The 23,868-nt window shown below is 57.0% G+C and carries 21 protein-coding genes; 6 read left to right on the top strand and 15 right to left on the bottom strand.

The features are described from left to right. Positions 1-2 precede the first annotated feature (2 nt). The 4 genes from ytfE to ACA108_19780 form a co-directional block, all read right to left on the bottom strand. Positions 3-665, bottom strand: a complete 663-nt coding sequence (gene ytfE / locus ACA108_19795; protein ID XEX98170.1) for an iron-sulfur cluster repair protein YtfE — start codon at positions 663-665, stop codon at positions 3-5. Between the two features lie 85 nt (positions 666-750). Beyond that, the gene (locus ACA108_19790; GenBank protein XEX95544.1) at positions 751-1,722 is read right to left on the bottom strand and encodes a DMT family transporter; all 972 of its coding nucleotides are present in this window, start codon (positions 1,720-1,722) and stop codon (positions 751-753) included. 77 nt (positions 1,723-1,799) lie between these two features. Then, positions 1,800-2,624 (bottom strand): AraC family ligand binding domain-containing protein, encoded by an 825-nt coding sequence (locus tag ACA108_19785; GenBank protein XEX95543.1) that lies wholly within the window; start codon positions 2,622-2,624, stop codon positions 1,800-1,802. A 64-nt stretch (positions 2,625-2,688) separates the two neighbouring features. Beyond that, positions 2,689-3,537, bottom strand: coding sequence for an SDR family oxidoreductase (locus ACA108_19780; protein ID XEX95542.1), 849 nt, complete (start codon positions 3,535-3,537; stop codon positions 2,689-2,691). An 88-nt stretch (positions 3,538-3,625) separates the two neighbouring features. Between ACA108_19780 and ACA108_19775 the strand changes: the two genes are divergently transcribed. Continuing rightward, positions 3,626-4,018 (top strand): winged helix-turn-helix transcriptional regulator, encoded by a 393-nt coding sequence (locus ACA108_19775; protein ID XEX95541.1) that lies wholly within the window; start codon positions 3,626-3,628, stop codon positions 4,016-4,018. Positions 4,019-4,084: 66 nt separating this feature from the next. Here the strand turns inward: ACA108_19775 and ACA108_19770 are convergent, their stop codons facing one another. Further along, positions 4,085-6,016, bottom strand: a complete 1,932-nt coding sequence (locus tag ACA108_19770; GenBank protein XEX95540.1) for a bifunctional 2',3'-cyclic-nucleotide 2'-phosphodiesterase/3'-nucleotidase — start codon at positions 6,014-6,016, stop codon at positions 4,085-4,087. Positions 6,017-6,218: 202 nt separating this feature from the next. Here ACA108_19770 and cysQ point away from each other — a divergent pair, with 202 nt between their 5' ends. Next, entirely contained in the window at positions 6,219-6,965 is a 747-nt protein-coding gene (gene cysQ, locus ACA108_19765) for a 3'(2'),5'-bisphosphate nucleotidase CysQ (protein XEX95539.1), read from the top strand. On the opposite strand, the gene ACA108_19760 is transcribed toward cysQ, so the two are convergent. Next, positions 6,955-7,518: a YtfJ family protein gene (locus ACA108_19760; GenBank protein XEX95538.1), complete on the bottom strand. Its 564-nt coding sequence runs from the start codon at positions 7,516-7,518 to the stop codon at positions 6,955-6,957. The genes cysQ and ACA108_19760 overlap by 11 nt on opposite strands. A 336-nt stretch (positions 7,519-7,854) precedes the next feature. Between ACA108_19760 and ACA108_19755 the strand changes: the two genes are divergently transcribed. Next, entirely contained in the window at positions 7,855-8,061 is a 207-nt protein-coding gene (locus ACA108_19755) for a DUF1107 domain-containing protein (protein ID XEX95537.1), read from the top strand. Between the two features lie 51 nt (positions 8,062-8,112). Here ACA108_19755 and allS read toward each other — a convergent pair whose 3' ends face one another. Genes allS through ACA108_19730 form a run of 5 tightly spaced genes read right to left on the bottom strand, consistent with a single transcriptional unit; the run spans position 8,113 to position 14,091 of the window. Beyond that, entirely contained in the window at positions 8,113-9,045 is a 933-nt protein-coding gene (gene allS, locus ACA108_19750) for an HTH-type transcriptional activator AllS (protein ID XEX95536.1), read from the bottom strand. Continuing rightward, complete coding sequence (locus tag ACA108_19745) at positions 9,038-9,862, bottom strand: DUF2877 domain-containing protein (protein ID XEX95535.1); 825 nt, start codon at positions 9,860-9,862, stop codon at positions 9,038-9,040. Before ACA108_19745 ends, allS begins: the two co-directional genes overlap by 8 nt. 46 nt (positions 9,863-9,908) lie before the next feature. Further along, positions 9,909-11,171, bottom strand: a complete 1,263-nt coding sequence (locus ACA108_19740) for a DUF1116 domain-containing protein (GenBank protein ID XEX95534.1) — start codon at positions 11,169-11,171, stop codon at positions 9,909-9,911. Between the two features lie 13 nt (positions 11,172-11,184). Next, positions 11,185-12,852: an acyl-CoA synthetase FdrA gene (fdrA, locus tag ACA108_19735; protein XEX95533.1), complete on the bottom strand. Its 1,668-nt coding sequence runs from the start codon at positions 12,850-12,852 to the stop codon at positions 11,185-11,187. 15 nt (positions 12,853-12,867) lie between these two features. Next, positions 12,868-14,091: an MFS transporter gene (locus tag ACA108_19730; protein ID XEX95532.1), complete on the bottom strand. Its 1,224-nt coding sequence runs from the start codon at positions 14,089-14,091 to the stop codon at positions 12,868-12,870. Between the two features lie 331 nt (positions 14,092-14,422). Here ACA108_19730 and ACA108_19725 point away from each other — a divergent pair, with 331 nt between their 5' ends. After that, the gene (locus tag ACA108_19725) at positions 14,423-15,328 is read left to right on the top strand and encodes a carbamate kinase (protein XEX95531.1); all 906 of its coding nucleotides are present in this window, start codon (positions 14,423-14,425) and stop codon (positions 15,326-15,328) included. A 35-nt stretch (positions 15,329-15,363) separates the two neighbouring features. Here the strand turns inward: ACA108_19725 and ACA108_19720 are convergent, their stop codons facing one another. From ACA108_19720 to msrA, 4 genes are all read right to left on the bottom strand, one after another. Next, complete coding sequence (locus ACA108_19720) at positions 15,364-16,701, bottom strand: hemolysin family protein (GenBank protein XEX95530.1); 1,338 nt, start codon at positions 16,699-16,701, stop codon at positions 15,364-15,366. Positions 16,702-16,851: 150 nt separating this feature from the next. Continuing rightward, the gene (locus ACA108_19715; protein ID XEX95529.1) at positions 16,852-17,148 is read right to left on the bottom strand and encodes a type II toxin-antitoxin system RelE/ParE family toxin; all 297 of its coding nucleotides are present in this window, start codon (positions 17,146-17,148) and stop codon (positions 16,852-16,854) included. Beyond that, positions 17,135-17,401 carry a type II toxin-antitoxin system ParD family antitoxin gene (locus ACA108_19710; protein XEX95528.1) on the bottom strand — a complete coding sequence of 89 codons (267 nt, stop codon included), beginning with the start codon at positions 17,399-17,401 and terminating at the stop codon, positions 17,135-17,137. Before ACA108_19710 ends, ACA108_19715 begins: the two co-directional genes overlap by 14 nt. Before the next feature lie 100 nt (positions 17,402-17,501). Further along, on the bottom strand, positions 17,502-18,140 hold the full coding sequence (gene msrA / locus ACA108_19705) for a peptide-methionine (S)-S-oxide reductase MsrA (protein XEX95527.1): 639 nt from the start codon (positions 18,138-18,140) through the stop codon (positions 17,502-17,504). A gap of 221 nt (positions 18,141-18,361) precedes the next feature. Between msrA and tamA the strand changes: the two genes are divergently transcribed. Next, on the top strand, positions 18,362-20,095 hold the full coding sequence (tamA, locus tag ACA108_19700; GenBank protein XEX95526.1) for an autotransporter assembly complex protein TamA: 1,734 nt from the start codon (positions 18,362-18,364) through the stop codon (positions 20,093-20,095). After that, a complete protein-coding gene (locus ACA108_19695) occupies positions 20,092-23,868 on the top strand; it encodes a translocation/assembly module TamB domain-containing protein (GenBank protein ID XEX95525.1) in 3,777 nt (1,258 codons plus the stop codon). The genes tamA and ACA108_19695 overlap by 4 nt, the downstream gene beginning before the upstream one ends.

Below are 23,868 nucleotides of genomic sequence, written 5' to 3'. Positions count from 1 at the left end.
AATCACTCCCCGGCCAAAGCCCGGGGGAACAGCACGTTGTTCTCAAGGCTGATGTGATTCATCAGATCGTCAATCAGCTCGTTAATCCCGTTATACATCGCTTTCCAGGTGGTGCACGCTTCCGGCGGCGGGGTAACGTTATTGGTGGTGTGCTTGATGACCTCCAGCAGCTCTCCCGCCTCATCATGCTCGCTTTCCATGACGCTAATCGGGCCGATGGCCTGAGCGCCCATGCCCTGTTTAATCATCGGGAACAGAATCTGCTCTTCCTTCATCATATGACTGCTCAATTCCTGATGCAGCATGGTGAGATATTTCGCCAGCCCCTTCGGCACGTCAGGTTTATCAGCATGCACCCGCTCAACCTTGTTCGCCTGTAAAATCAGCTCCGGTAGCTGTTCGCGGTGCCTGTCGTGGTAGCGAACCACAATATGGGCGATGATTTCCGGCAGCGGCGCGGTTCGCCACTCCTTCTCGAGGGGTTCTTCAGCCAACGCCGCAAGCTCGGCCTCTATAGCTGCCAGATCCAGCTCTTTACGGGCAGCGGCACGCTCAAGCGTCTGCCTGCCACCGCAGCAAAAATCCAGATCCAGCTTACGGAACAGCGCGGAGGCGCGGGGAATGGTTAATGCCAGTTCACCTAAGGGTTGGTCGCGGAAGGCCATGGTCAGATACCTCATCTTGTAAAATATAAGATGCATATTAAATGCATCTTTAGGCTGAGGCTATGCCTATTTTTGGGTAGCGCCGTTATTCCCCTACGGCTGCTACCTCTTCTATCTGTCGTTTCTGCGGCTTCGTGAGGACCGCCAGCACCACGCCGAAAACCAAACAAAGAATGCCCAGCAGCGTGAGAAGGGGTGGCCAGCTGTGGCGCAGTATAAAGGTATAGGCCAGTCCGGCAAGCGTTTCAAAAACGATAAGCGGTCCGACGATCACCGTCGGCAGGCGCTGACAGGCGATGTTCCAGCACAGGTTGCCCAGCCAGGAGCAGAGCAGGGCGATAGCCAGCATCAGCGTGACGAACACTTCCGGACGCGGGCCAAACGGCAGGGCAAAATCGGCGCTGCTGCGAGCTATAAACAGGCAGATGACAACGTACCCCAGCAGCGAGAAAGGCAGCGTGGACAGCCCCTGCGCGGTGGCCCACATCATCGGATTTTTATCAGGATTCTCCCGCAGCCAGCGGGCGTTGCGCAGCGCATACCATGCCCAGCAGACAACGGAAACAAAGGCCAGGCCGATACCGCTGGCATATCGCCACCAGCTGAAATCACCCCCTCCACCGCGCAGTTCGGCGGTATTGACCATCACCAGCCCAATTGCGATGACTGCCAGAGCAGGGGCGAGCCGTCGCAACGGCAGTTTTCCGTCGCGCTTGCTATAGAGCAGATTGGCAAATACGGGGATCACTACCGGCAGGGTACCAATAATCATCGTAGAAATGGGCGCACCGGTGCGTTGAATCGCGCTTGCCAGGCAGACGTAATAGATCAGGTTCCCGACGGTAGAGAGCTTAAGCGCGGTAAACCAGTCCCTGCCGCTAAGCTGGCGTAGACGCTGCCGCCCGAGCCACGCTAGCGGAATGGCAATCAGCCCCAGCGCAAGGTAGCGCCCGGTAGACTGCAGTGCGGCCGGGTAGTCCGGCACGATAATCGGGCCGACAAAAATCAGCCCCCACATCAGCCCGGCCATCAGGGCATACAGTACGCCAGTTAACATTTTACTCTTCCGGTTAGTTCTTTGCGGTCAGTGTAGGGATGGGACGGTTGCGAGTATTGTATGAGATTGCGGTTTAGCTAGCGGGAAACCTGTTTCTGGTAGCGTACGGGCGTGATGCCATAACGCTGGGCGAAAGCGCGGGTCAGGTGAGCCTGGTCCGTCAGGCCGCTCATGGCCGCAACCTGCGCTGCGGGAACGCCGTTGGTCAGAAACTGTTTGGCGTACCACAGGCGAATCGCCATCAGCATCTGGTGCGGAGTGGCGTGGAAATGGGCCTTGAACTGGCGCTGGAAGTGCCAGGGGCTGAGTGATACCAGGGCGGCCAGCTCGTCGAGCGTAACCGGACGCATATAGTTGTCGTGCAGGTATTCGCGGATGCGGTCGAAGCGATGCGCGGCTTCCCGCGGCCCGGCGGACTGATGATGCGCGTAAGGCCGAAAAGCCTCGATGAGGTTGAGCAGCAGACCTTGCTGGGTCATTGTGTCGCCTGCGCTCCAGAGACCGTTAATCAGTTGCCCAACCTGGCGCGAACGCTGCGGGTCATGGGTGACCGCATCGCTGAACCACCAGCAGCGCTCGCCGGTGACGGATTCCAGCAGTTCAGGCTCAAGATAAATCATACGGTACTGCCAGCCGTCTTCGGTCTCCGCTTCGCCCGTGTGTAGCTCGTCCGGGTTCATCAGCACCAGAGAGCCCTGGGCGGCAACGTGCTGCACGCCGCGATAGCGGAAGCGCTCGGCTCCCCAGGTGACGGTGCCGATGCCAAAAGCTTCGTGGGTGTGGGGTTCAAAGGCGTAGCGTGAGATGTGGGCGTGGTAAAGCTCGACGCCCGGCAGCTGCGGCAGCTGCCGGAACTGGGCGTTGTCTTTCTCATCAATGAACTGCTCGGGAACGCCTTGCACTGAAAACCTCCGCGGGGACACCCCATAAGTATAGGGATGTCCGCCGTTAACGGATAGTTAACAATTACAGCGTGCTGCGAACGCTTTCCGCAAGGGAAGGTGTGGGGCGACCAGTCAGCTGGCTGAGCTGGTGGCTATCGTCGAACAGGCCGTCTTTGGATGCGCCGATGTCTGAGTTTGCGAGCATTGCCGCAAAACCTTCCGGTAAACCCGCGCCCAGCAGCGCCGCTTTGAATTCCGCTTCGCTGAGGTTCTGATAAACCACGGTTTTACCGCTCTGCCTGCTGACTTCTTCCGCCAGTTCCGCCAGTGTCCAGCCGCGATCGCCCGCCAGCTCATAGGTTTTCCCTGCCTGGTTATCCAGCGTCAGAACTTTTGCCGCCGCGGCCGCATAGTCAGCGCGCGTGGCAGAGGCAATTTTTCCTGCCCCTGCGCTACCAATAAACACGCCGTGCTGCAGGGCAGCCGGAAGGCTGGCGAGATAGTTTTCGGTATACCAACCGTTGCGCAGCAGCACGAAAGGAACGCCAGACTCTTTAAGCATTTTTTCCGTTGCCACATGCTCTTCGGCCAGGCCAAGCGGGGAGGTATCCGCGTGCAGCAGGCTGGTGTAGGCGATGAGTTTTACGCCTGCGGCTTTCGCGGCGTCAATCACGTTGCGGTGTTGAATGGCGCGCTGTCCTACTTCGCTGGAAGAAACCAGCAGGAGCTTTTCGACTCCCGCCAGCGCCTGCTGCATAGCCGATTTATCGTTATAGTCAGCGGCGCGAACCTGCACGCCGCGCCCGGCCAGGTCACTCACTTTGGCCGGCGTGCGGACAATCGCCACCACGCTGTTTGCTTCCACGCTTTTCAACAGCTCTTCTACAACCTGACGGCCAAGCTGGCCGGAAACGCCGGTAATCGCAATCATGGTAAACACCTTACTGTTTTTGGTTAGTTGTGCCACACTAGCACCCTAACTAACTTTTAGTAAGTACGTACAAAAAGGTAAGTATGAGATGAGCGAAATCGTTGAAAGCGCACCAACGCTTAGCGAGCAGATGCGTAGCGGCAACCTGTTTGCCGAGAAATGCCCGTCGCGGGACGTGCTGAAACACGTCACCAGCCGCTGGGGCGTGCTGATTCTGGTCGCGCTTCAGGGCGGTACGCACCGTTTCAGCGACCTGCGCCGTAAAATGGGCGGCGTGAGCGAAAAAATGCTGGCGCAAACGCTGCAGTGGCTGGAAGCAGACGGCTTTGTGAACCGTAAGTCGTACCCGGTAGTTCCGCCGCATGTAGAGTACAGCCTGACGCCGCTCGGTGAAGAAGTGGCTGAGAAAGTCGCCGCGCTGGCGGACTGGATTGAGGGGAATCTGCCCCAGGTGATGGCGTCCCGCGAACGGGACGCCTGAAGCCTCACCTGGTTAAATCAACCTGATGCAGCCGTAGGTCGGATAAGCGCAGCGTCATCCGACAGGTTATTTAGTTAAATCAACTTGATAAACAGAGAAGCCAATCTCGTCCGTGCCGACATTTTTCATCGGATACTGAGCCTTCTCCTTAATAAACGCGGCGGCTTTCTCGCCCGGCGAAGTTTCGAAGCGGATATCCAGCGGCTGCGCGCTGTGAATCGGCGCCAGGCGCCAGTTGTTGTCCGCCGCCGGGTGGATCTCAATCTGTGCGCTAATCCAGTTTGCCAGCACCGAGCGGTTTTCATCCGGGGACGCAAAGGCAATATGCTTTTCGCCCGTTCCGGCGAAGGTGCCGCCATAGGCACGATAGTTGTTAGTCGCGACCAGGAAGGTGGCGTTCGGATCGACTGGCTTGCCCTTAAACGTCAGGTTTTTGATGCGTTCAGATTGCAGGTTCGCAGGCTGACAGTCACCGTCGTAGCGCGCAGGCTGTGAGACATCAATCTGGTAGTCCACCCCGTCGATAACGTCGAAGTTATAGGTGCGGAAACCGTCCCAGTTGATGAGCGGCTGCGGCCTGCTGCTGTTGACGTCAATCTGGTTGAATTGCCCGGCAGAGCATTCCAGCCACTCTTTCACCTCTTTCCCGCTCGCCTTCACCACGACCAACGTGTTCGGATAGAGGTATAAATCGGCGGCGTTGCGGAAGGTCAGCTGGCCTTTTTCAACCTCGACGAAGCTCGCCGGATCGTTTTTACGTCCGCCCACTTTGAACGGCGCGGCGGCGGAAAGAACTGGCAGATTCGCGAGGTCGGGGTCGCCCTGAATATATTTCTCGACGTAGGCGCGCTGAGCGTTGTTGACCACCTGAACGGTAGGATCATCCTGGACAAGCGCCAGATAGCTGTACATATTGTCGGCGGACTTGCCGATGGATTTGCCGACAAACTCGCGGGTAGCATCGTGGTCGTGGGCCAGCACTTTCACCAGATCCTTATCTTCCGCCGCCAGCGATTTTTTCGCCACGCTGTCGTAGATTGGGCGCGCCTCTGCTTTGCTGCCGGTGACTTTCCAGGAGCCGCTGTCGTTGTTGAGCACCAGATCCACCACGCCCAGATGGTCGCCCCACATCCCCGGCATTACTGCTGGTACGCCGTTGAGTGTGCCTTGTTTAATATCCGCGCCTTTGATGTTCGCAAAGTCTTTACCCGGGAACACGGCGTGGGCATGGCCGAACAGAATGGTATCCACGCCGGGCACCTGGCTTAAGTAGTACACGGAGTTTTCGGCCATCGCGTGATACGGGTCGCTGGAAAGCCCCGAGTGGGCGACCACCACCACCAAATCCGCCCCTGCTTTACGCATCTGCGGGACGTAATGCTTTGCGGTTTCGGTGATGTCCTGCACTGTGACTTTGCCTTCCAGGTTTGCCTTATCCCACGTCATGATCTGCGGCGGCACGAAGCCGATATAGCCGATGCGTAGCGTCTGCGGCCTGCCGTCTTTATCCGTCACGCTGGTCTCTTTGATGAGGTAAGGGGTAAACAACGGTTTGCCGGTCTTTGCATCGATGATATTGGCATTTACGTACGGGAATTTCGCACCGGACAGCGCCCTGTGGAGGTAATCCAGCCCGTAGTTAAATTCATGGTTTCCAAGGTTGCCGACGGCATAATCCAGCATGTTCAGCGCCTTATAAACCGGGTGGATTTCTCCGGCTTTTAGACCCTTTGCCGCCATGTAGTCGCTAAGTGGGCTACCCTGAATCAAATCACCGTTATCCACCAGCACGCTGTTTTTTGCTTCACTGCGGGCCGCGTTGATTAGGCTTGCCGTGCGCACCAGACCGAATTTTTCGGTGGACGTTTCTTTGTAGTAGTCGAAGTCCATCATATTGCTGTGCAGGTCGGTGGTTTCGAGAATACGCAGATCGACCGTTGCCGCGCTGACGCTGGTCGCAATCAGCGTGGCAAGGATCGTTACGCTAAACTTGATCATGATTAAGGTCCTTTTTCGAGGTACGCCACAAAAGGCAATGAATTTACAGGCCGTTGCTTACAAAAGTGTGAAGTCTGCCAGAGATCGGGCCGGGGAAACCGGAATCGCTTCACAGATAGCGCATCATGACGCAATGAGATATAAGTAAAACAACAGGTTAATCGCGCGGTGAAGCGTGCGTCGCAACGACATGAGGTGAAGAATGTTAGAACAAATTTGCCAGCTGGCACGAGAGGCGGGAGCCGCCATCATGCAGGTTTACGAAGGGGAGAAGCCGCTGGAGGCTACCCAGAAGTCCGACGACTCGCCGGTCACCGCGGCCGATCTCGCTGCCCACAGAATAATTATGCAGGGATTACAGGCCCTGACGCCGGACGTGCCGGTGTTATCCGAAGAGGACCCGCAAAGCTGGGAGGTTCGCCAGAAATGGGATCGCTACTGGCTGGTTGACCCACTGGACGGCACCAAAGAGTTTCTTAAGCGCAACGGAGAGTTCACGGTAAACATCGCGCTGATTGAAAAGGGTAAGGCGGTGATGGGAGTGGTCTACGCCCCGGTTCTGAAGATTATGTACGGCGCGGCGGAAGGCAAAGCGTGGAAAGAAGAGTGCGGAACACGTAATCAAATTCAGGTGCGCGATGCGCGCCCGCCGCTGGTAGTGGTAAGCCGCTCCCACTCGGATACCGACAGCGAGCTGAAAGAGTATCTCCAGCAGATTGGCGAGCACCAGACCACCGCCATCGGTTCTTCGCTGAAGTTCTGCCTGGTGGCGGATGGCCAGGCGCAGCTTTACCCGCGCTTTGGGCCAACCAACATCTGGGATACTGCCGCAGGCCACGCCGTGGCGGTTGCCGCCGGGGCGCATGTCCATGACTGGCAGGGTAAGCCTCTCGACTATACCCCGCGCGAATCCTTCTTAAACCCAGGCTTCCGGGTTTCTATTTACTGAGCAGCTTCTGCAGCAGGGTCATCACCTGCTGCACTTCTTCCTGCGTCAGCGCGCCGTCTTTGGCGAACTGAATGTGGCCGTTTTTATCCAGCACCACAATCGCCGAACCGGCATCTTCCAGCTGCCAGGCTTTTTTCGCCACGCCGTTGCTGTCCACGATGAACTGCGACCACGGATACTGTTTCTTATTGCTCTCAATGCTGCTGCGCACAAACATTCCCGTTCCCACAATCGCGTCATCGGTGTTAACAACCGTTGTGGTCTGGTAGCGATCGTGCGGGAATTTGGCGGCCTTAATAGCTTCAATCAGCCCGGCGTTCTTCTCTTTTGCGCTTGAGCGTCCGGCAATATGCTGCAGCACCCGCACTTTTCCAGGCAGCTGCGCGCTATTCCAGGTTTTATAGCTAAACTTATCTTTATCGTTATCCAGCACCAGTTCGCCTTTATCGGCTATGCCCACCGGGGGCACGCGCTGGTTCTTTTCGAAATTATGGGCTGAGGCCATCAGAGGCAGCAGCAGGGCGGTAAGCGCAAGCGCCGTGCGCAGGGTCATAAGTGACTCCTTATTATGGGCAGTGAGTTGCAGGTGATCCGACCACTTGGCCGTGATGTTTTAAGCATAAGTGTTGAATCGCTATCTGTCTCGCAACAACAATGCCAGTTTGCGGGCCGCCGCACATATCCCTGCTTTTTGAATGCTTAAGCTGGGATTTATTTACATTTGAATAGATTATTCTGAGAAATTGTAATCAAACGGTAAAAAAGGTTATGCAAACTAGGTGTCGATTTGTATATGAACTATAGTTTCCAGGCACCAAATTTTTCGCCTCGTTTTGTCGGACCAAATGTGGAACCGCAGGGGCGTAAACACTGCAGGAGAGTAAAAACAATGAAAATTTTCCAACGTTACAACCCGCTTCAGGTGGCGAAGTACGTGAAAATCCTGTTCCGTGGACGGTTGTACATCAAGGACGTTGGCGCTTTTGAGTTCGATAAGGGCAAGATCCTCATCCCAAAAGTGAAAGATAAGCAGCACTTATCCGTTATGTCTGAAGTAAACCGCCAGGTTCTGCGCATGCAGGCGGAGATGGCGTAAAGCCATCAGGTAGTAAAAACAAAACGGCACCCGAGGGTGCCGTTAGTGTTTTTATCGAGTGGGCCTGCGGTCTATCTGGTTTAAAAATCCCCTGATCGTCGGCTCATTGCGCTGAAACTGCGTCACAACTTCCCTTATCGCTTTACCCACTCCCGTTGATTTCCACGCCAGAGAAAGCTGCGACGGCTGCCGTGCGCGCTCGACTTTCCTCGTCACCAGCTCGCCGCTTTCCAGCCACGGCTGGCAGAGGTTATAGGGTAAAAAACCAATCCCCAGCCCTTTGAGATGGCACTCCAGCTTGGTGCTGATATCCGGCACTTTGATCTCTTTCTGGCCCGGCAGCAGCCAGGCGACGCGGCGCGTTAGCGTCCGTGAGGTGTCGTCGATATTAATGGCGGGATAGCGCCGGAGATGCTCTTCCGCGATGGTTTCGCCGCTGATTTTGGCTAACGGATGGTGCGGCGCGACGACGAACAGCCACGAAATCTCGCCCAGCGGGTGAAGCGCAATATTGTTCGAAAGGGACTCCGAACCGGTCACGCCGATGGCGATGTGAAAATCGTCATACAGCAGCGCGTCCCAGACGCCCATATAGACCTGGCGGGAGATCTGAAACTGGGTAAACGGGAAGCGCCTGTGCAGCCAGGCAAGAAACTCCGCCACGGCCTGGGACTGGTAGAGCAGGTTGTTGACCACGATGTTAACCTGGCGCTCCACCCCGGCGTTAATCTGCTTAAGCTCGTCCGGCATGCCGTCGACCCAGCTTAGCCACTGTCGGCAATGTTCCAGCAGGCATTCGCCCGCCAGCGTCAGGTTCACCGTGCGCGTGGTGCGGGTAAACAGCAGGGTGCCGACGTGCTCTTCCAGCGTCTTGATGCGGTAGCTCATCGCCGCCGGGGTTTTATGCAGCGCGGCGGCGGCCTGTGAAAAGCTGCCGGTTTCCGCGACCTTAATAAAAGTGCGAATCGTTTCATGGTCAAGCATGATTGGCTCCTGGAAACGCTTTCCTGAGCCAGCGCAGCCCGGTAACCAGCCCGAGAAGGGTATCTGCGCCGGAAGTATGGCCGTGACCGAGCAGATCACGGATGGCGGTTTTGCTATCGCGAGAATGGGCCAGACGGCCCATGAGTCTTACCAGCGGCGTTGAGAACTGCCCTCTGGCAGCGCTGTCGAGATAGCTACAGCTCACGGATGTGGTCAGTGTTAAAAGCGACTGAAAGTCCGGCAGAATTAAAGGGTAACGGTTAAGGGCAAGGAGTTGTTGGTTGGAATAGAGCGCCGCCAGCGCGCCGGTCAGCATATCATCGCCGCTCGGCGTCAGCCCCGGCCCCAGGCCAATCAGGCCGCGCCAGTCCGGCCTATGACCTGCCAGCCAGCGGTCCAGCTGGTGGGTCAGTAATTTCAGCAGGGGATGATCCTGCTGGTTAACCGCCTCGTTGAGCGGGCCGAGCAGGCCCGTCGGGTTAGTGAATTTGTGCAGGTCGGGCGGCGCAATCTCGCCTTCTGGGACGTTAAAATTCAGTCGACGCCGGTTTCGCAGCGAGTACCCACGACCAGTAAAGCCTCGATTTTTGACGTTTAAGGTGCTATCAGCGGCAATAAAGCGGTTAATTTTATCGAAATCGTCATTATGAAAAATCCAGCCGGTTGGGCTACAGCCTTTGCCATAGCGATGAAAAGTAAAAAGCCTGCCGCTGGGGTGCTTCACGTTAATGGCGTGGGTAAAGCGGCTGTGCAGGCGAAGTTCGCTGCCGTCAGGAAAGGGCAGCCCGCTGCCGCCCGGCGCCAGAAAGAGATCCATTCATATCGCTCCATTTGAGGGGCAGCAGCGCCGCCCCCTCGTAGGTTTAAGCCGTAATATGATGAACTTGCGCAAGGGCTTCAAGTGCCAGTTCGAAGCAGGGCAGCGGTGCGCGCACTGTCCCGGCCCCTACCTGCCCCACGCCCGCTTCGCGGTGGGCAATCCCGGTGTTAATCAGCGGCGTGATCCCCGTTTCCACCACGCGACGGATATCAAGGCCCAGACATGCCCCTTTAAAGTTCCACGACGGGATTTGCAGCATCGGGTTGCTGTCGAGATAGATTTCGGTCATCTCTTCGCTGGTTTCCAGCGCGGCGTCCATCCCGCCCGCGCCCACGAAGCGCGTCACGCCCGGCGCCGCAATCATCGCCGCGCCGCCGATGCCCAGCGTTTCGGTGATGGCGCTGTCGCCGATATCCGGGTTGGCGTCCGCCTGGCTGAAGCCGGTGAAGAACAGCCCCTGCGGCGTATTGACCGGCGCGGTAAACCAGCGGTCGCCCAGCCCGCTGACGCGGATGCCGAAATCGCGCCCGTTGCGGGTCATGGCGGTGACAATCGACCCTGTTTTTATCTGTGCGGCGGCGTCCATTACCGCTTTGCTGTAGGCCATCGCCAGGTTCAGGAAGAACTGATCGGTGACGCTCAGGAACTGCATCACCTCCGCAAGCTCTGCCTTCGGGCGGTCCAGCTGCACGATATAAGGCGACAGGGTGCGCATCAGCAGGGCGGAGGCGGCAATGTTACGCTGGTGGAACTCGTCGCCCATGGTGATTGCCTGCGCCATTAATGCGGTCAGGTCGATGCCGTTATCAATGCGCCCAAGCGCTTCCTGAAGCACCGGGGCCAGGGTGTCGCGCATCCAGCGCAGGCGCTGCTGCACGTCCGGGCCATAGGCACCGAAACGCATTACCTTGCCGATCCCTTCGTTCAGGTTGCAGCAGGCCTGGTTGCCGTGCACGCTGTTTTTCACCACCAGCACCGGCATATGGGCGGAAGTAATGCCCCCCATCGGGCCAACCGCGCTGACGTGGTGGCACGGGATGAACGTCACGCCGCCGTTGTCCAGCAGGGTCTTTGCCTCTTCTTCGCTAGCCGCCCAGCCTTCAAACAGGCAGGCCCCCAGGCATGCGCCGCGCATCGGGCCAGTCATCTCCTGCCAGGCGATCGGCGGGCCCGCATGGAGCAGCTTTTTGCCCTGCGCCAGCTCAGGAATGGCCTCATGGGCCAGACGTACGTCGGTCCAGTAGGGACGCGCCGCTTTGATTTGCTCGATGATTGCCGCATTAGCTTCGGAAATTGATGAATACATTGCCACTTCCTTCTTAATTCAGTTGTTTTAACAGACTGGCGAGCCGTGCGTTGCCACCGGCAACGGGTGCCCACTGATAGTGCACAACCGGCGTGCCCGTGCTTTGCAGATCGCTGGCAAAGCTGCGCAGGCCGGCGTTGATGACTTTTACGCCGTCCAGAATGGCGGGACGCGCCGTGGTGACAGGCGGCTGGTGGCGGCTGATGAGGTACGCTGCCAGCAGGATGGCTTCCTGAAGATTGTTCATCACCACGATGTCGGCGTTCAGCAGCGTGTCGGCCTGCGTGGTGCGGCACTGCGGATCGTTTTCCGTACCGGTTAAGGTGGCGATAACGACCAGCGGATTGCCAGGCCCGCGCGCCTCGCGGACTTTCTGAACGGCTTCCACTACCGCGCCAGCAGGATCGGCACAGGCGCCAAAGCCCAGCACGACGTCCAGCAGCAGCACGCCCACCTCTTTTTGCTGGATGAGCTTCTCGATTTCGATGGAGCGGGTGGTGGGGTCAATCATCGGGTGCGGGCGTCCCACGGTGTAGACGTCGTCGCCCAGGTCGACGATGCGGTGGCCTTTCGCCTCCAGCATGATGCCGTTGTGGTGATGGGCGTCCGGCTCAACGTCCAGCCGCGCGGCAAGCAGCATCGCGGCTTCGGCGGCAAGCGTTCCCCCGGCGTACAGCCCGGAGATGGTTTTACCGGCTACCGCAGGCTGGGTTTCGGTGACTTCCGCCACGCAGACGAGCATGACGGCAAGCTGTGCGGCCTGTGCGAGGGTAGAAGCCAGCCAGACGTTGCCCTCGTTGCATTTCTCTGACTTCGCGCCGAGGAACAGGGCGACAACGGGCTTAGGGATGCGCTGCATAGCGGCGATCACCTTCTGGCGCACCGCTTCCGCCGGGGGCTTAGAGACGAAGGCCAGCACTTTGCTTTGCTCGTCGGCGGCCAGCCACTCCAGCGCCGTCAGCGCGCTGATGCCGCCCACTTCCGCGCTGAGGTCGCGTCCGCCAAGACCAATGGCGTGGCTGACGCCGTGGTTGTGAAGGGCAATTTGCGAAGCGAGTTCCTGAATGCCGGTACCGGACGCGCCGATAATCCCGATGCTGCCCTTCGGCAGCACGTTAGCAAACGCCAGCGGCGCCCCGGCGACCATTGCGGTGCCGCAGTCCGGCCCCATAACGATCAACCCGCGATCCCGCGCCTGCTGCTTAAGAGCAACCTCCTGCTCAAGCGGTACGTTATCGGAAAACATCATCACGTTTTTACCGCTCAGCAATCCCTGCTCGGCGACGCCCGCGGCGTACTCCCCGGCCACGGAGATCAGCAGCAGGTTGGCGTCCGGCAGTTTTTCGCAGGCGCTCTGCCAGCGGCGCGCTTTCGCCAGATGCTGCCCCTGGCCCGCCGCCTGGGTGATGGCGGTCAGTTCAGCTTCCAGCTGTTCGCGGATCAAATCGACGATCCCCTGATTTTCTGCGCCAGCCCGCACGGCGGTACAGATATCGTTCGGCGTGGCGTCGGCAAAATCCTCATGCCAGAACCCGGTGGTTTCGAGCAGGGATTTGTTCGCGGGCGTGCCCATCATCACCGAGACTTCTTCTACCTCGGGCGACGCGCTGAGCTTGCGCGAAATGAGCATCAGGCTGACGGAATCCTGAAAGCTGCCCTTTTTGATAAACGCATAAATCATGGTTATTACCTCTGATTATTTCTTCTCTTTCAAAAACAGCATGCCGACCAGGCCGATGGCCAGCAGGACGGCGGAAACATAGAAGCTGGAGGCCAGGCTGCCGGTCATATCCCGGGCGGCGCCCGCGATGATCGGCGCAAGGATGGAGGAGCTCATGCCGATGAAGTTGAACAGGCCAAACGCGGTGCTGTAGTTGTTCTCATCTACGCTGTCGGCGACCAGCGCCACCAGCACCGGGTCGAGCGCCAGCTTGCCAACCAGGCCGTAGACGCACAGGGCGACCACCACGCCGGTCATGCTCGGCATCCAGATAATCGACAGCATGCTGAGTATGGCGACCGGGACGAGGATTAAGATCAGCGGCTTACGTTTGCCGAGGCGGTCAGAAACGGAGGAGAAAATCAGCGCGCCGGGAATAGAAATCCACGCCACCAGTGAAGAGATAAAGCCGGTTTCGCTGCCCGCAATACCGCGCTCGCTTTGCAGGTAGTACGGCAGCCAGGTGAGGATCACGAAGAAGCCAAACAGGCTGCAGAACACCATCAGATAGGTCAGCAGCAAGTTGCGGTTTTTCAGCAGGTCGCTGAACTTGCCTTTCTTCACGACCACGCCGTCGGCGGTCACCGCCGCACGTTTTTTCTCTTTAACGAAGAACCAGATCCCCAGCCCCACCAGAATTGACGGCACGGCCATGGCGTAGAACGGCATCCGCCAGCTGTAGCCCTGGTCGTAAACCAGCCAGCTGGAGCTCATCAGGCCCAGCGCGATACCAAAGGCCATGCCGCTGTTGATGATGGCGCTGCCCAGCGAGCGGTACTTTTTCGGGATCTGTTCGGAGGAGAGGCCGTACTGCGGGCCGTAATAGGTCCCTTCGCCAGCGCCGGTAACCATGCGGGCAAACAGCAGGGTAGTCCAGGTTTTTGCCCAGCCGGTGACGGCGGTAAATACGCCAAATAATAAGAAGCCGGGCACCAGAACTTTTTTCTTCCCTATTTTATCGCCTAATATTCCAGCCGGAACCTGTAACAGAGCATAGGAAAAATAAAATACGGAATTAAGAATGCCGAGCTGGGTGCCGCTTAATGAAAACTCTTTTTCTAACTCCCCCATTACCGGGTTTAATATTGTGCGGTCGGCGTACATAAATATCCAGCCGAGCCAGAAGAGAAAGATGGTCACCCACCAGGCGGGAATGCCTCTTTTTTGCGTTGCCGCAGCGTTGTTAATTGAATCAGACATGTTAATTTCCTTAGTAACTTAAATACCCGATTTTCAACAAAAAGTAAGAGCTGATGGCGCTACCATAGCGGGGCGGGCCTGAGAATCTTTTGAGCAATATCACACTTGCCCGATTGTGATAATTTCCTTTTGAGTAGTGCCTCCGCCGTCGATTTATTATTAAAAAATTTTAAACAATGACGCGGCGGGGAGGTTTTTTATAATTATCCTTATGGCTTGCTGAATTGTGAAAATAAATTTGGTAATCACCTTCATGCCGTGCAGATCACATTTTAACTTCATCAGTTATTTATTTTGTTGCTCATTAACTAACAGCCTGATGAGGAAATATATGAAGAAGACGCTGGTTATTGCCCTGGGGGGAAATGCGTTATTGCAGCGCGGGGAAGTTTTGTCCGCAGAGAATCAATATAAAAATATTGCGCTGGTGGCGGATGTGGTGGAGACGCTGAGCCGCGATTACCGCGTGGTGATAGTCCACGGCAATGGTCCGCAGGTTGGGCTGCTCGCCCTGCAAAACCTGGCCTACCCGGCGGCACCGCCTTATCCGCTGGATATTCTGGTGGCGGAAACCCAGGGGATGCTGGGCTACATGATTACCCAGAAGCTGGGACAAGCGGCAGGGATGCCGCTGGTCAGCACGCTGCTGACGCGGGTGGAGGTGCACGGTGACGATCCTGCTTTTCAGACGCCGGGGAAATACATCGGCCCTGTTTACTCACCGGAGCAGGAGGCGGAGCTGCGCGCGCAGTATGGCTGGCAGATGAAGCAGGATGGTCAGTACATCCGCCGCGTGGTGGCCTCCCCGCGCCCTCAGCGAGTGCTGGACGTTGAGGGCATCAAAGGGCTGCTGGCGCTGGATCACGTGGTGGTCTGCGCGGGCGGCGGCGGCATGCCGGTCGTGCCGGTTACTCAAGGGTACTGCGGCGTGGAGGCTGTAATCGATAAAGATCTCACCGCGTCGCGGCTGGCGGTGGAGCTAGAAGCTGAGCACCTGATGATACTCACCGACGCGGATGCGGTTTACCAGGACTGGGGAACGCCGCAGGCGAGAGCGCTGGAAGACGTAACGACGGCGCAGCTAAAACCGTTTGCCGCACCGGACGGGGCGATGGGGCCGAAAGCGGAGGCCGTCATCGAGTTTGTGGAACGGACGGGGAACGTGGCGTGGATTGGCGCGTTAAAAGACGCCCCGGCTATTCTGGCGGGACAGAAGGGAACTCGGGTACATCTGTAAAAAAAATGCCGCCCGGTTGGGCGGCATATTCTCATTTAACCTGCATTCTGCTCTTCGGCATCCGGCAGCTTAGGCGACAGCCCCGACGGTTTATTATCGATGCGGGTCACCAGCAGCTGGTCGATGCGGTAGTTATCAATATCCACCACCTCGAACTTGTAGCCGGAGAACTTCACCGAGTCGGTGCGCTTCGGAATTTTACGCAGCATAAACATCATGAAGCCGCCGATGGTCTCGTAGTTCCCGTTCTGCGGGAACTCGTCGATATCCAGCACGCGCATCACGTCGTCGATCGGCGTGCCGCCCTCAACCAGCCACGAGTTCTCGTCGCGGGCAACAATCTGCTCTTCCATGCCCTGGCCGACCAGATCGCCCATCAGCGTGGTCATTACGTCGTTCAGGGTGATGATACCGACGACCAGCGCGTATTCATTCATGATCACCGCGAAGTCTTCCCCGGCGGTCTTGAAGCTTTCCAGCGCTTCGGAGAGCGTCAGGGTGTCAGGCACAATCAGCGTATTGCGCAGGTGCACGCCGCTATTAAGCGCCATGCTCTGGTTGCCCAGCACGCGGTTCAGCAGCTCCTTAGAGTCCACATAGCCGACGATATGATCGATATCCCCGTTGCACACCAGGAACTTGGAGTGAGGATGCTCGGCAATTTTGTTCTTCAGGCTCTGCTCGTCTTCATGCAGATCGAACCAGATGATGTTTTCGCGCGAGGTCATCGACGACGGCACGGTACGTGACTCCAGTTCAAACACGTTCTCAATCAGCTCGTGCTCCTGCTTGCGCAGCACGCCCGCCAGCGCACCGGCTTCAAACACGGCGTAAACGTCGTCGGAGGTGATGTCGTCGTTGCGCACCATCGGCAGCTTGAAGATGCGGAAAATCATATTGGCCAGGCCGTTGAAGAACCAGACCAGCGGGCGGAAGATATACAGACAGAAGCGCATCGGGTTGATGATTCGCAGTGCTACAGCTTCAGGCGAAATCATACCGATGCGTTTCGGGGTGAGGTCTGCAAAAAGGATGAACAGGCTGGTGACAAGGGTAAAGGAGATAATAAAGCTGAGCTGATCCGACATCTCCGGTGAGAAGAAGCGTTCCAGCAGCGACTTAAAGGCCGGGGAAAACGCCGCGTCACCGACGATACCGCCAAGTATTGCCACCGCGTTCAGGCCAATCTGCACCACGGTAAAGAACATGCCGGGCATTTCCTGCATCTTCAGCACGCGCTGTGCGTTAACGTTGCCCTCATCAGCCAGCAGCTTGAGCTTAATTTTACGGGAGGCGGCCAGCGAGATTTCGGATATCGAAAAAAACGCGCTGACGGAGATTAAGAGAAGTATCACTAAAATACTGTTTAACATAATTTTTCTGGCTGTTGTGGCCAGATCCTCGGAAGGGGAAGTTGAAAATCCATTGGGGTCATACATAAAAAATGCTGGCCGCTCTCGTGAAGCATGTCAGCAAATTCAACGGGTAGTATAGCGTAAGGCGGGGAGGGGCTGCCACTGGCGCTAATACCAGGCTAAATGCCTGAGCGCATCCTGAGCATGGCTTAATATACGAATCACTGTGATGCGGGAGCAATGGCTGACAAAAAAGATCACGTGTTGTTCAGCTGGTAGAGAGAAGATGTTTTTACCTAATTCAGGTCTGGAAGTCCCTATCTCATGGCTTATCAGCATCTTCAGGACCATCGAAATCCTGTCGATGTATTCATCGGCCTTCGTTTCGCCGTAACGGTCGTAGCTGTATAACCAGATAGACTCCAGGTCCTCTGTGGCTTTAGGCGTTAGCTCAACTGTTTTCATTCCTTGATTTCACCTTTTCTTTCATCCGTTGTAGAAAAGTATCTTTTTCCCAGGCTTCAGGCGTTCCGCTGTTGATGCCTTCCGCTAATAATTCTTTCAAAGCCTGAAGCTTAGAGGCGGCCTGCTTTTCTTTTAGCAGACGTAAAGCATCTCGTAAAACTTCGCTCTGGGTTCTGTAATCACCAGCCTCTACTAATAAATCAATGAACTCACGTAGCTCGTCACCGAGATCTACAGTCATCGTGCGCGCCATAATCCTCCTCCTTTGTAAGATTTGATCTTACAAAGGAGTATAGCGATTGTGGATATTAATTCTACAACAAACTAAAACAGTTTGGCTGCCCTAACAGTCATCACCCCTGAGGCGGCAGACAAACACCAATCCCGCCGATACCACAGTAGCCGTACGGGTTCTTGTGCAGATACTGCTGGTGGTCGTCTTCGGCGTAGTAGAACGGACCGGCGTTGACGATTTCCGTGGTTACCTGGCGCTTATCGCCTGCCGCGACCATGGCGGCCTGGAAGCGCTCAAGGCTTGCTCGTGCCGCTGTATCCTGTTCTGGCGTTAGCGGATAAATGCCTGAGCGGTACTGGGTGCCGACGTCGCCGCCCTGGCGCATCCCCTGGGCTGGATCGTGATTTTCCCAGAAAATATGCAGCAGTTCTCCGTAGCTCACAACCGCTGGGTCATACACCACGCGGACCGCCTCGGTGTGTCCAGTCTGGCCGCTGCAAACTTCTCGGTAGGTTGGGTTTGGCGTATAGCCCGCCGCATAACCAGCCGCTGTGCTATAAACTCCCGGCACCTGCCAGAAAAGTCGTTCAACGCCCCAGAAGCAGCCCATCGCAAAATAAGCGATTTCCATGCCTTCTGGTACATTGGTCATAGAGTGTTCATTCACCGCGTGCAGTGAGGCCACCGGCATGGGCGTGTTGCGGCCTGGCAGGGCCTCTGACTGCGCAACGGGATGGGTTTTCTCGAAGAGTGACATGAATTTTTTCTCCCGATAAGGCGAATAGTGAGCTCAACCGTTACGCGGTTGTAACCCGGCGTGGAATTGCGGACAATAACTGCGATTTATAAGACTACAGTACATATAAGAATTATTTGGGTGTTTGAGCAGATTTCAACCCCCTTTGTTGGGGTTTTGTTAAACCGCGGAGCGGTATCAGCGTTTCTGAGCAGGGACGTGAAGGATCTTCAGGAGAAAACGTGCCAAGAATCCGATTTTTATGTCTGGCAAGTTTATGCCTGGCCAGCACCTGGGCAAGTGCTGCCAACGTACGATTACAGGTTGAAGGGCTAAGCGGGGAGCTGGAAAAAAACGTCCGCGCCCAGCTTTCGACCATTCAGGGTGACGAAGTGACGCCGGACAGGCGTTTCCGCGCCCGCGTGGATGATGCTATCCGTAAAGGGCTAAAAGCGCTCGGCTACTATGAGCCGACTATAGAATTTGATCTGCGTCCGCCACCGGCAAAAGGCCGTCAGGTGCTGCTCGCAAAAGTCGAAGCGGGCCCGCCGGTGCTGATTGGCGGTACCGATGTTATTCTGCGAGGCGGCGCCCGGGAAGATAAAGACTTCCTGGATCTGCTGAACGACAGGCCGAAAAACGGCACCGTGCTCAATCACGGCGACTATGAAAGTTTTAAAAAAAGCCTGACCAGTATCTCGCTGCGTAAAGGCTATTTCGACAGCCAGTTCGACAAGAGCCAGCTGGGCGTTTCGCTTGCCCGCCATCAGGCCTTCTGGGATATCGATTACAACAGCGGGAAGCGCTATCGCTTTGGGGACGTGACGTTCGAAGGATCGCAGATCCGAGAAGAATACCTGCAAAACCTGGTGCCGTTTAAAAAAGGCGATTACTACCAGTCGAAAGACCTCGCTGAATTGAATCGGCGCCTGTCGGCCACCGGCTGGTTTAACTCCGTGGTGGTTGCGCCGGAGTTCGATAAATCCCGCGAAACGAAAATTTTACCCTTGCACGGCGTGATGTCGCCGCGCACGGAAAACACTATTGAAACCGGCGTGGGCTATTCCACCGACGTCGGGCCTCGCGTAAAGGCATCGTGGAAAAAACCGTGGATGAACTCCTACGGACACAGCCTGACGACAAGCGTCAGCATTTCCGCGCCCGAGCAGATTTTCGACTTCAGCTATAAAGTCCCGCTGCTGAAAAACCCGCTCGAACAGTATTATCTGATGCAGGGCGGCTTTAAAAATACCGACCTCAACGATACAAAATCCGATTCAAGCACGCTCGCTATTTCACGCTACTGGGATCTGTCCAGCGGCTGGCAGCACGCGATCAACCTGCGCTGGAGCCTCGATCACTTTACCCAGGCGGATGTTACCAACACCACCATGCTGCTTTACCCGGGGGTAAGCCTCAATCGTACCCGTTCCCGGGGTGGTTTAATGCCGACCTGGGGCGACTCGCAGCGCTACTCGATTGATGTTTCCAATACGGCCTGGGGGTCTGACGTGGACTTCGCCGTCGTGCAGGCTCAACAGGTATGGATCCGCACGCTGTATGACAAACACCGTTTTGTGGTGCGCGGTAACGTGGGCTGGATTGAAACCAGCGACTTTGAGAAAGTCCCGCCCGACCTGCGTTTCTTCGCCGGTGGCGACCGCAGTATTCGTGGTTATAAATACAAATCTATCTCCCCTGAAAACGACAAGGGCGAGCTGACCGGTGCGTCGAAGCTCGCTACAGGCTCGCTGGAGTATCAGTACAACGTCAGCGGTAAGTGGTGGGGCGCGGCCTTCGTCGATTCCGGCGAGGCGGTTAACGATATCAAACAGAGCAACTTTAAAACCGGCGCCGGTGTCGGCGTGCGCTGGCAGTCGCCGGTCGGGCCGATTAAGCTCGACCTCGCCGTGCCGGTAGGTGATAAAGACGAACACGGATTGCAGTTTTACATCGGTCTGGGGCCTGAACTATGAGTCGTTGGAAAAAAATAAGCCTCGCGGTGCTGGTTGTTATTTTATTGCTGATTGGCGCGGTAGGTTTTCTGGTGGGGACCACCACCGGCCTGCACGTGCTGTTTAACGCGGCAAACCGCTGGGTGCCGGGGTTGGACATCGGCAGCGTAACCGGCGGCTGGCGCAATCTGAGTATCAAAGGACTGCGCTACGAGCAGCCCGGAGTGGATGTGAGAGCGGGAGAGATAAATCTCGCCGTGAAGCTCGGCTGCCTGCGCGACAGCAGCCTCTGCGTGAATAACTTCTCGCTGAAAGATGTCGACGTGGTTGTGGACACTAAAAAGATGCCGCCATCAGCACCTGCCCCCGAAGAGGACAGCGGACCGCTCGATCTGACCACGCCTTATCCCCTTACGCTTGAGCGCGTAGCGCTCAATAACGTCAATATTAAGATTGATAACACCACCGTCTCGGTGATGGAGTTTACCTCCGGTCTGAACTGGCAGGAGCGTAACGTCACGCTGACGCCGACCAACCTTGAGGGGCTGTTGATCGCCCTGCCGAAGGTGGCAGACGTTGCCCAGGAAGAGGTGGTGGAGCCAAAAATCAACAATCCGCAGCCGGAAGAGATGCCGCTGGGCGAGACGCTCAGGCAGCTGTTCGAAAAGCCCGTTCTGCCGGAGATGACCGACGTTCATCTGCCGCTCAACCTGAATATTGAAGAATTCCGCGGTAGCAACCTGCGCCTGACGGGCGACACGGATCTGCTGGTCAGCAGCCTGCTTTTAAAGGTCAGCAGCATCGACGGCAATCTTAAGCTCGACACGTTGGACGTGGACTCGTCTCAGGGGCTGGTCAACGCCACGGGCAGCGCCCAGCTGCGCGACAAATGGCCGGTCGATTTGACGCTTAACACCACGCTTAATATCGACCCTGTAAAAGGCGAGAAGGTGAAGATGAAGATCGGCGGCGAGCTGCGGGACGTGCTGAAGGTCGGCATGAGCCTCTCCGGCCCGGTCAACCTGGATCTCACTGCGCATACGCAGCTTGCAGAAGCTGGCCTGCCGCTCAACCTGGAGGTGGTCAGCAAACAGCTCTACTGGCCGTTTACCGACAAAAAAGAGTACCAGGCGGACGACGTGAAGCTGAAGTTCAGCGGCAAGATGACGGACTATGCACTGTCGTTCCGCGCCGCAGTGAAGGGCGAGCAGATCCCCCCCGCCGTCATTACGCTGGATGGCAAAGGTAATGAGCAACAGCTTAACCTGGACAAACTGCGCGTTGCAGCACTGCAGGGCAACACCGATCTGAAAGCCGTGCTCGACTGGAGCAAGGCGATTAGCTGGCGCGGGGAGCTGAAGCTCGACGGCATCAATACCGCTAAGCAGTTCCCGGACTGGCCCGCGAAGCTTGACGGGCTGGTAAAAACCAGCGGCAGCCTCTATGGCGGGACCTGGCAGGTAGACGTACCGGAGCTGAAGCTCGCCGGGAACGTGAAGCAGAATAAAGTCAGCGTCTCCGGGAAGCTTAAGGGCAACAGCTACATGCAGTGGAATATTCCGGGGCTGCATCTGGAGCTGGGCCGCAACAGCGCGGAGGTGAAGGGTGAGCTGGGTCCGAAAGATCTGAAGCTGGATGCCAGTATCGACGCGCCGGGTCTGGACAACGCGCTGCCGGGTCTGGGCGGTACGGCGAAGGGCACGATCAAAGTGCGCGGCGACGTTAAAGCGCCACAGCTGCTGGCCGATCTGACCGCCAATAACTTGCGCTGGCAGGAGCTTTCCATCGCGCGCGTATTGCTTAAAGGCGATGTGAAATCTACCGACCAAATTGGCGGCAATCTTAACCTGCGCATCGAGCGTATCGCGCAGCCCGGCGTGAATCTAAGCCTCGTCACGCTGGAAGCGAAAGGCAACGAGAAGCAGCACCAGCTGCAGCTGCGTCTGCAGGGCGAGCCGGTTTCCGGGCAGCTAAGCCTTAGCGGCAGCTTTGACCGGGCAGAGGAGCGCTGGAAGGGTAATCTCACCAACACCCGCTTTGAAACGCCGGTGGGGCCGTGGAGTCTGAACCGGACCATCGCGCTGGATTATCGTAACAAAGAGCAGAAAATCAGCATCGGGCCGCACTGCTGGAACAACCCGAACGCCGAACTGTGCGTACCGCAGACCATTGATGCCGGTGCGAAGGGGCGGGCGATAGTTAATCTTAACCGCTTTGACCTGGCGATGCTCAAGCCCTTTATGCCGGATACCACCCAGGCGAGCGGCACCTTCAGCGGCAAGGCTGATGTGAGCTGGGACAGCGAGTCCGGCGGCCTGCCGCAGGGGACCGTCACGCTTAACGGACGCGGCGTGAAGGTGACGCAGGACGTGAATAACAGCCCGCTGCCGGTATCGTTCGACACGCTTAACCTGAGTGCGGAGCTGAAAAACAATCGCGCCCAGCTGGGCTGGCTGATTCGCGTGGCTAAAAACGGGCAGTTCGACGGCCAGGTGCAGGTAACCGATCCGCAGGGGCGCCGAAATCTTGGCGGCAACGTTAATCTGCGCGGCTTCGATCTGGCTATCGCCAACGCGATATTCGCTCGTGGCGAGAAAGCAGCAGGCAAACTGAATGCTAATCTGCGGCTCGGTGGCAATGTCGAAAGACCGCAGGTCTTCGGGCAGCTACAGCTTAACGGCATAGACATCGACGGAAACTTTATGCCGTTTGATATGCAGCCAAGCCAGATAGCCATGAACTTCAACGGCATGAACTCTACTCTCGCGGGTACCGTGCGTACCAAACAGGGGGACATCGCCCTGAGCGGGGACGCGGACTGGACTCAGCTAGATAACTGGCGCGCGCGCGTGGCGGCGAAAGGTAACAAAGTGCGCATCACCGTGCCGCCAATGGTGCGGCTGGACGTTTCGCCGGACGTTGAATTTGTCGCCACGCCTAGTCTGTTCACACTTGATGGGCGTGTCGATATTCCGTGGGCGCGTATTGTGGTGCATGAGGTTCCGGAAAGCTCGGTTGGCGTTTCCAGCGATGAGGTGATGCTTGATAAGGACCTGAAGCCGGAGAAACCGCAAACCGCAGGCATTCCGATTAACAGCAACCTGATTATCCACGTCGGCAACAACGTGCGGCTTGACGCCTTCGGTCTGAAAGCGAAGCTGAATGGCGATCTGAAAATGGTGCAGGACCGCCAGGGGCTGGGGCTGAATGGCCAGATCAATATCCCGGAAGGGCGCTTCCACGCCTACGGCCAGGATCTGATTGTGCGTAAAGGGGAGCTGCTGTTCTCCGGGCCGCCGGATCAGCCGCTGCTGAACATCGAGGCGATCCGTAATCCGGAGGCGACCGAAGATGACGTTATTGCCGGCGTCCGCGTCACGGGAACGGCGGATGAGCCGAAAGCCGAAATATTTTCCGATCCGGCCATGTCCCAGCAGCAAGCGTTGTCCTACCTGCTTCGCGGCCAGGGTTTAAACAATTCTGGTGACGACGGCAACGCATTAGCATCTGCACTTGTTGGTCTGGGGGTTGCACAAAGTGGGCAGGTTGTGGGTAAAATCGGCGAGACGTTTGGCGTAAGCAATCTGGCACTGGATACCGCAGGGGTAGGAGATTCCTCCCAGGTGGTGGTCAGCGGCTATGTACTGCCGGGTCTCCAGGTGAAATATGGTGTGGGTATCTTTGACTCGTTGGCGACGCTGACGCTCCGTTATCGCCTGATGCCTAAGCTGTATCTGGAAGCGGTGTCTGGCATAGATCAGGCACTTGATGTGCTCTATCAGTTTGAGTTTTAG

The sequence above is a fragment of the Dryocola sp. LX212 genome (assembly GCA_041504365.1).
In the GTDB taxonomy this organism is placed as follows: domain Bacteria; phylum Pseudomonadota; class Gammaproteobacteria; order Enterobacterales; family Enterobacteriaceae; genus Dryocola.
Note: the sequence above shows the minus strand (reverse complement) of the source record. Positions and strands in the feature narration are given on the sequence as shown.

Bases quoted from the DNA above. Each gene is read 5' to 3' on its own strand.
- allS (XEX95536.1), bottom strand. From the start codon at position 9,045: ATGCTTGACCATGAAACGATTCGCACTTTTATTAAGGTCGCGGAAACC.
- ACA108_19770 (XEX95540.1), bottom strand. From the start codon at position 6,016: ATGATCAAGTTTAGCGTAACGATCCTTGCCACGCTGATTGCGACCAGC.
- msrA (XEX95527.1), bottom strand. From the start codon at position 18,140: ATGTCACTCTTCGAGAAAACCCATCCCGTTGCGCAGTCAGAGGCCCTG.
- ACA108_19720 (XEX95530.1), bottom strand. From the start codon at position 16,701: ATGTTAAACAGTATTTTAGTGATACTTCTCTTAATCTCCGTCAGCGCG.
- fdrA (XEX95533.1), bottom strand. From the start codon at position 12,852: ATGATTTATGCGTTTATCAAAAAGGGCAGCTTTCAGGATTCCGTCAGC.
- ACA108_19730 (XEX95532.1), bottom strand. From the start codon at position 14,091: ATGTCTGATTCAATTAACAACGCTGCGGCAACGCAAAAAAGAGGCATT.
- ACA108_19695 (XEX95525.1), top strand. From the start codon at position 20,092: ATGAGTCGTTGGAAAAAAATAAGCCTCGCGGTGCTGGTTGTTATTTTA.
- ACA108_19780 (XEX95542.1), bottom strand. From the start codon at position 3,537: ATGATTGCGATTACCGGCGTTTCCGGCCAGCTTGGCCGTCAGGTTGTA.
- ACA108_19725 (XEX95531.1), top strand. From the start codon at position 14,423: ATGAAGAAGACGCTGGTTATTGCCCTGGGGGGAAATGCGTTATTGCAG.
- ACA108_19745 (XEX95535.1), bottom strand. From the start codon at position 9,862: ATGGATCTCTTTCTGGCGCCGGGCGGCAGCGGGCTGCCCTTTCCTGAC.
- ACA108_19775 (XEX95541.1), top strand. From the start codon at position 3,626: ATGAGCGAAATCGTTGAAAGCGCACCAACGCTTAGCGAGCAGATGCGT.
- ACA108_19755 (XEX95537.1), top strand. From the start codon at position 7,855: ATGAAAATTTTCCAACGTTACAACCCGCTTCAGGTGGCGAAGTACGTG.
- ACA108_19790 (XEX95544.1), bottom strand. From the start codon at position 1,722: ATGTTAACTGGCGTACTGTATGCCCTGATGGCCGGGCTGATGTGGGGG.
- ACA108_19715 (XEX95529.1), bottom strand. From the start codon at position 17,148: ATGAAAACAGTTGAGCTAACGCCTAAAGCCACAGAGGACCTGGAGTCT.
- ACA108_19760 (XEX95538.1), bottom strand. From the start codon at position 7,518: ATGACCCTGCGCACGGCGCTTGCGCTTACCGCCCTGCTGCTGCCTCTG.
- ACA108_19740 (XEX95534.1), bottom strand. From the start codon at position 11,171: ATGTATTCATCAATTTCCGAAGCTAATGCGGCAATCATCGAGCAAATC.
- ACA108_19710 (XEX95528.1), bottom strand. From the start codon at position 17,401: ATGGCGCGCACGATGACTGTAGATCTCGGTGACGAGCTACGTGAGTTC.
- ytfE (XEX98170.1), bottom strand. From the start codon at position 665: ATGGCCTTCCGCGACCAACCCTTAGGTGAACTGGCATTAACCATTCCC.
- cysQ (XEX95539.1), top strand. From the start codon at position 6,219: ATGTTAGAACAAATTTGCCAGCTGGCACGAGAGGCGGGAGCCGCCATC.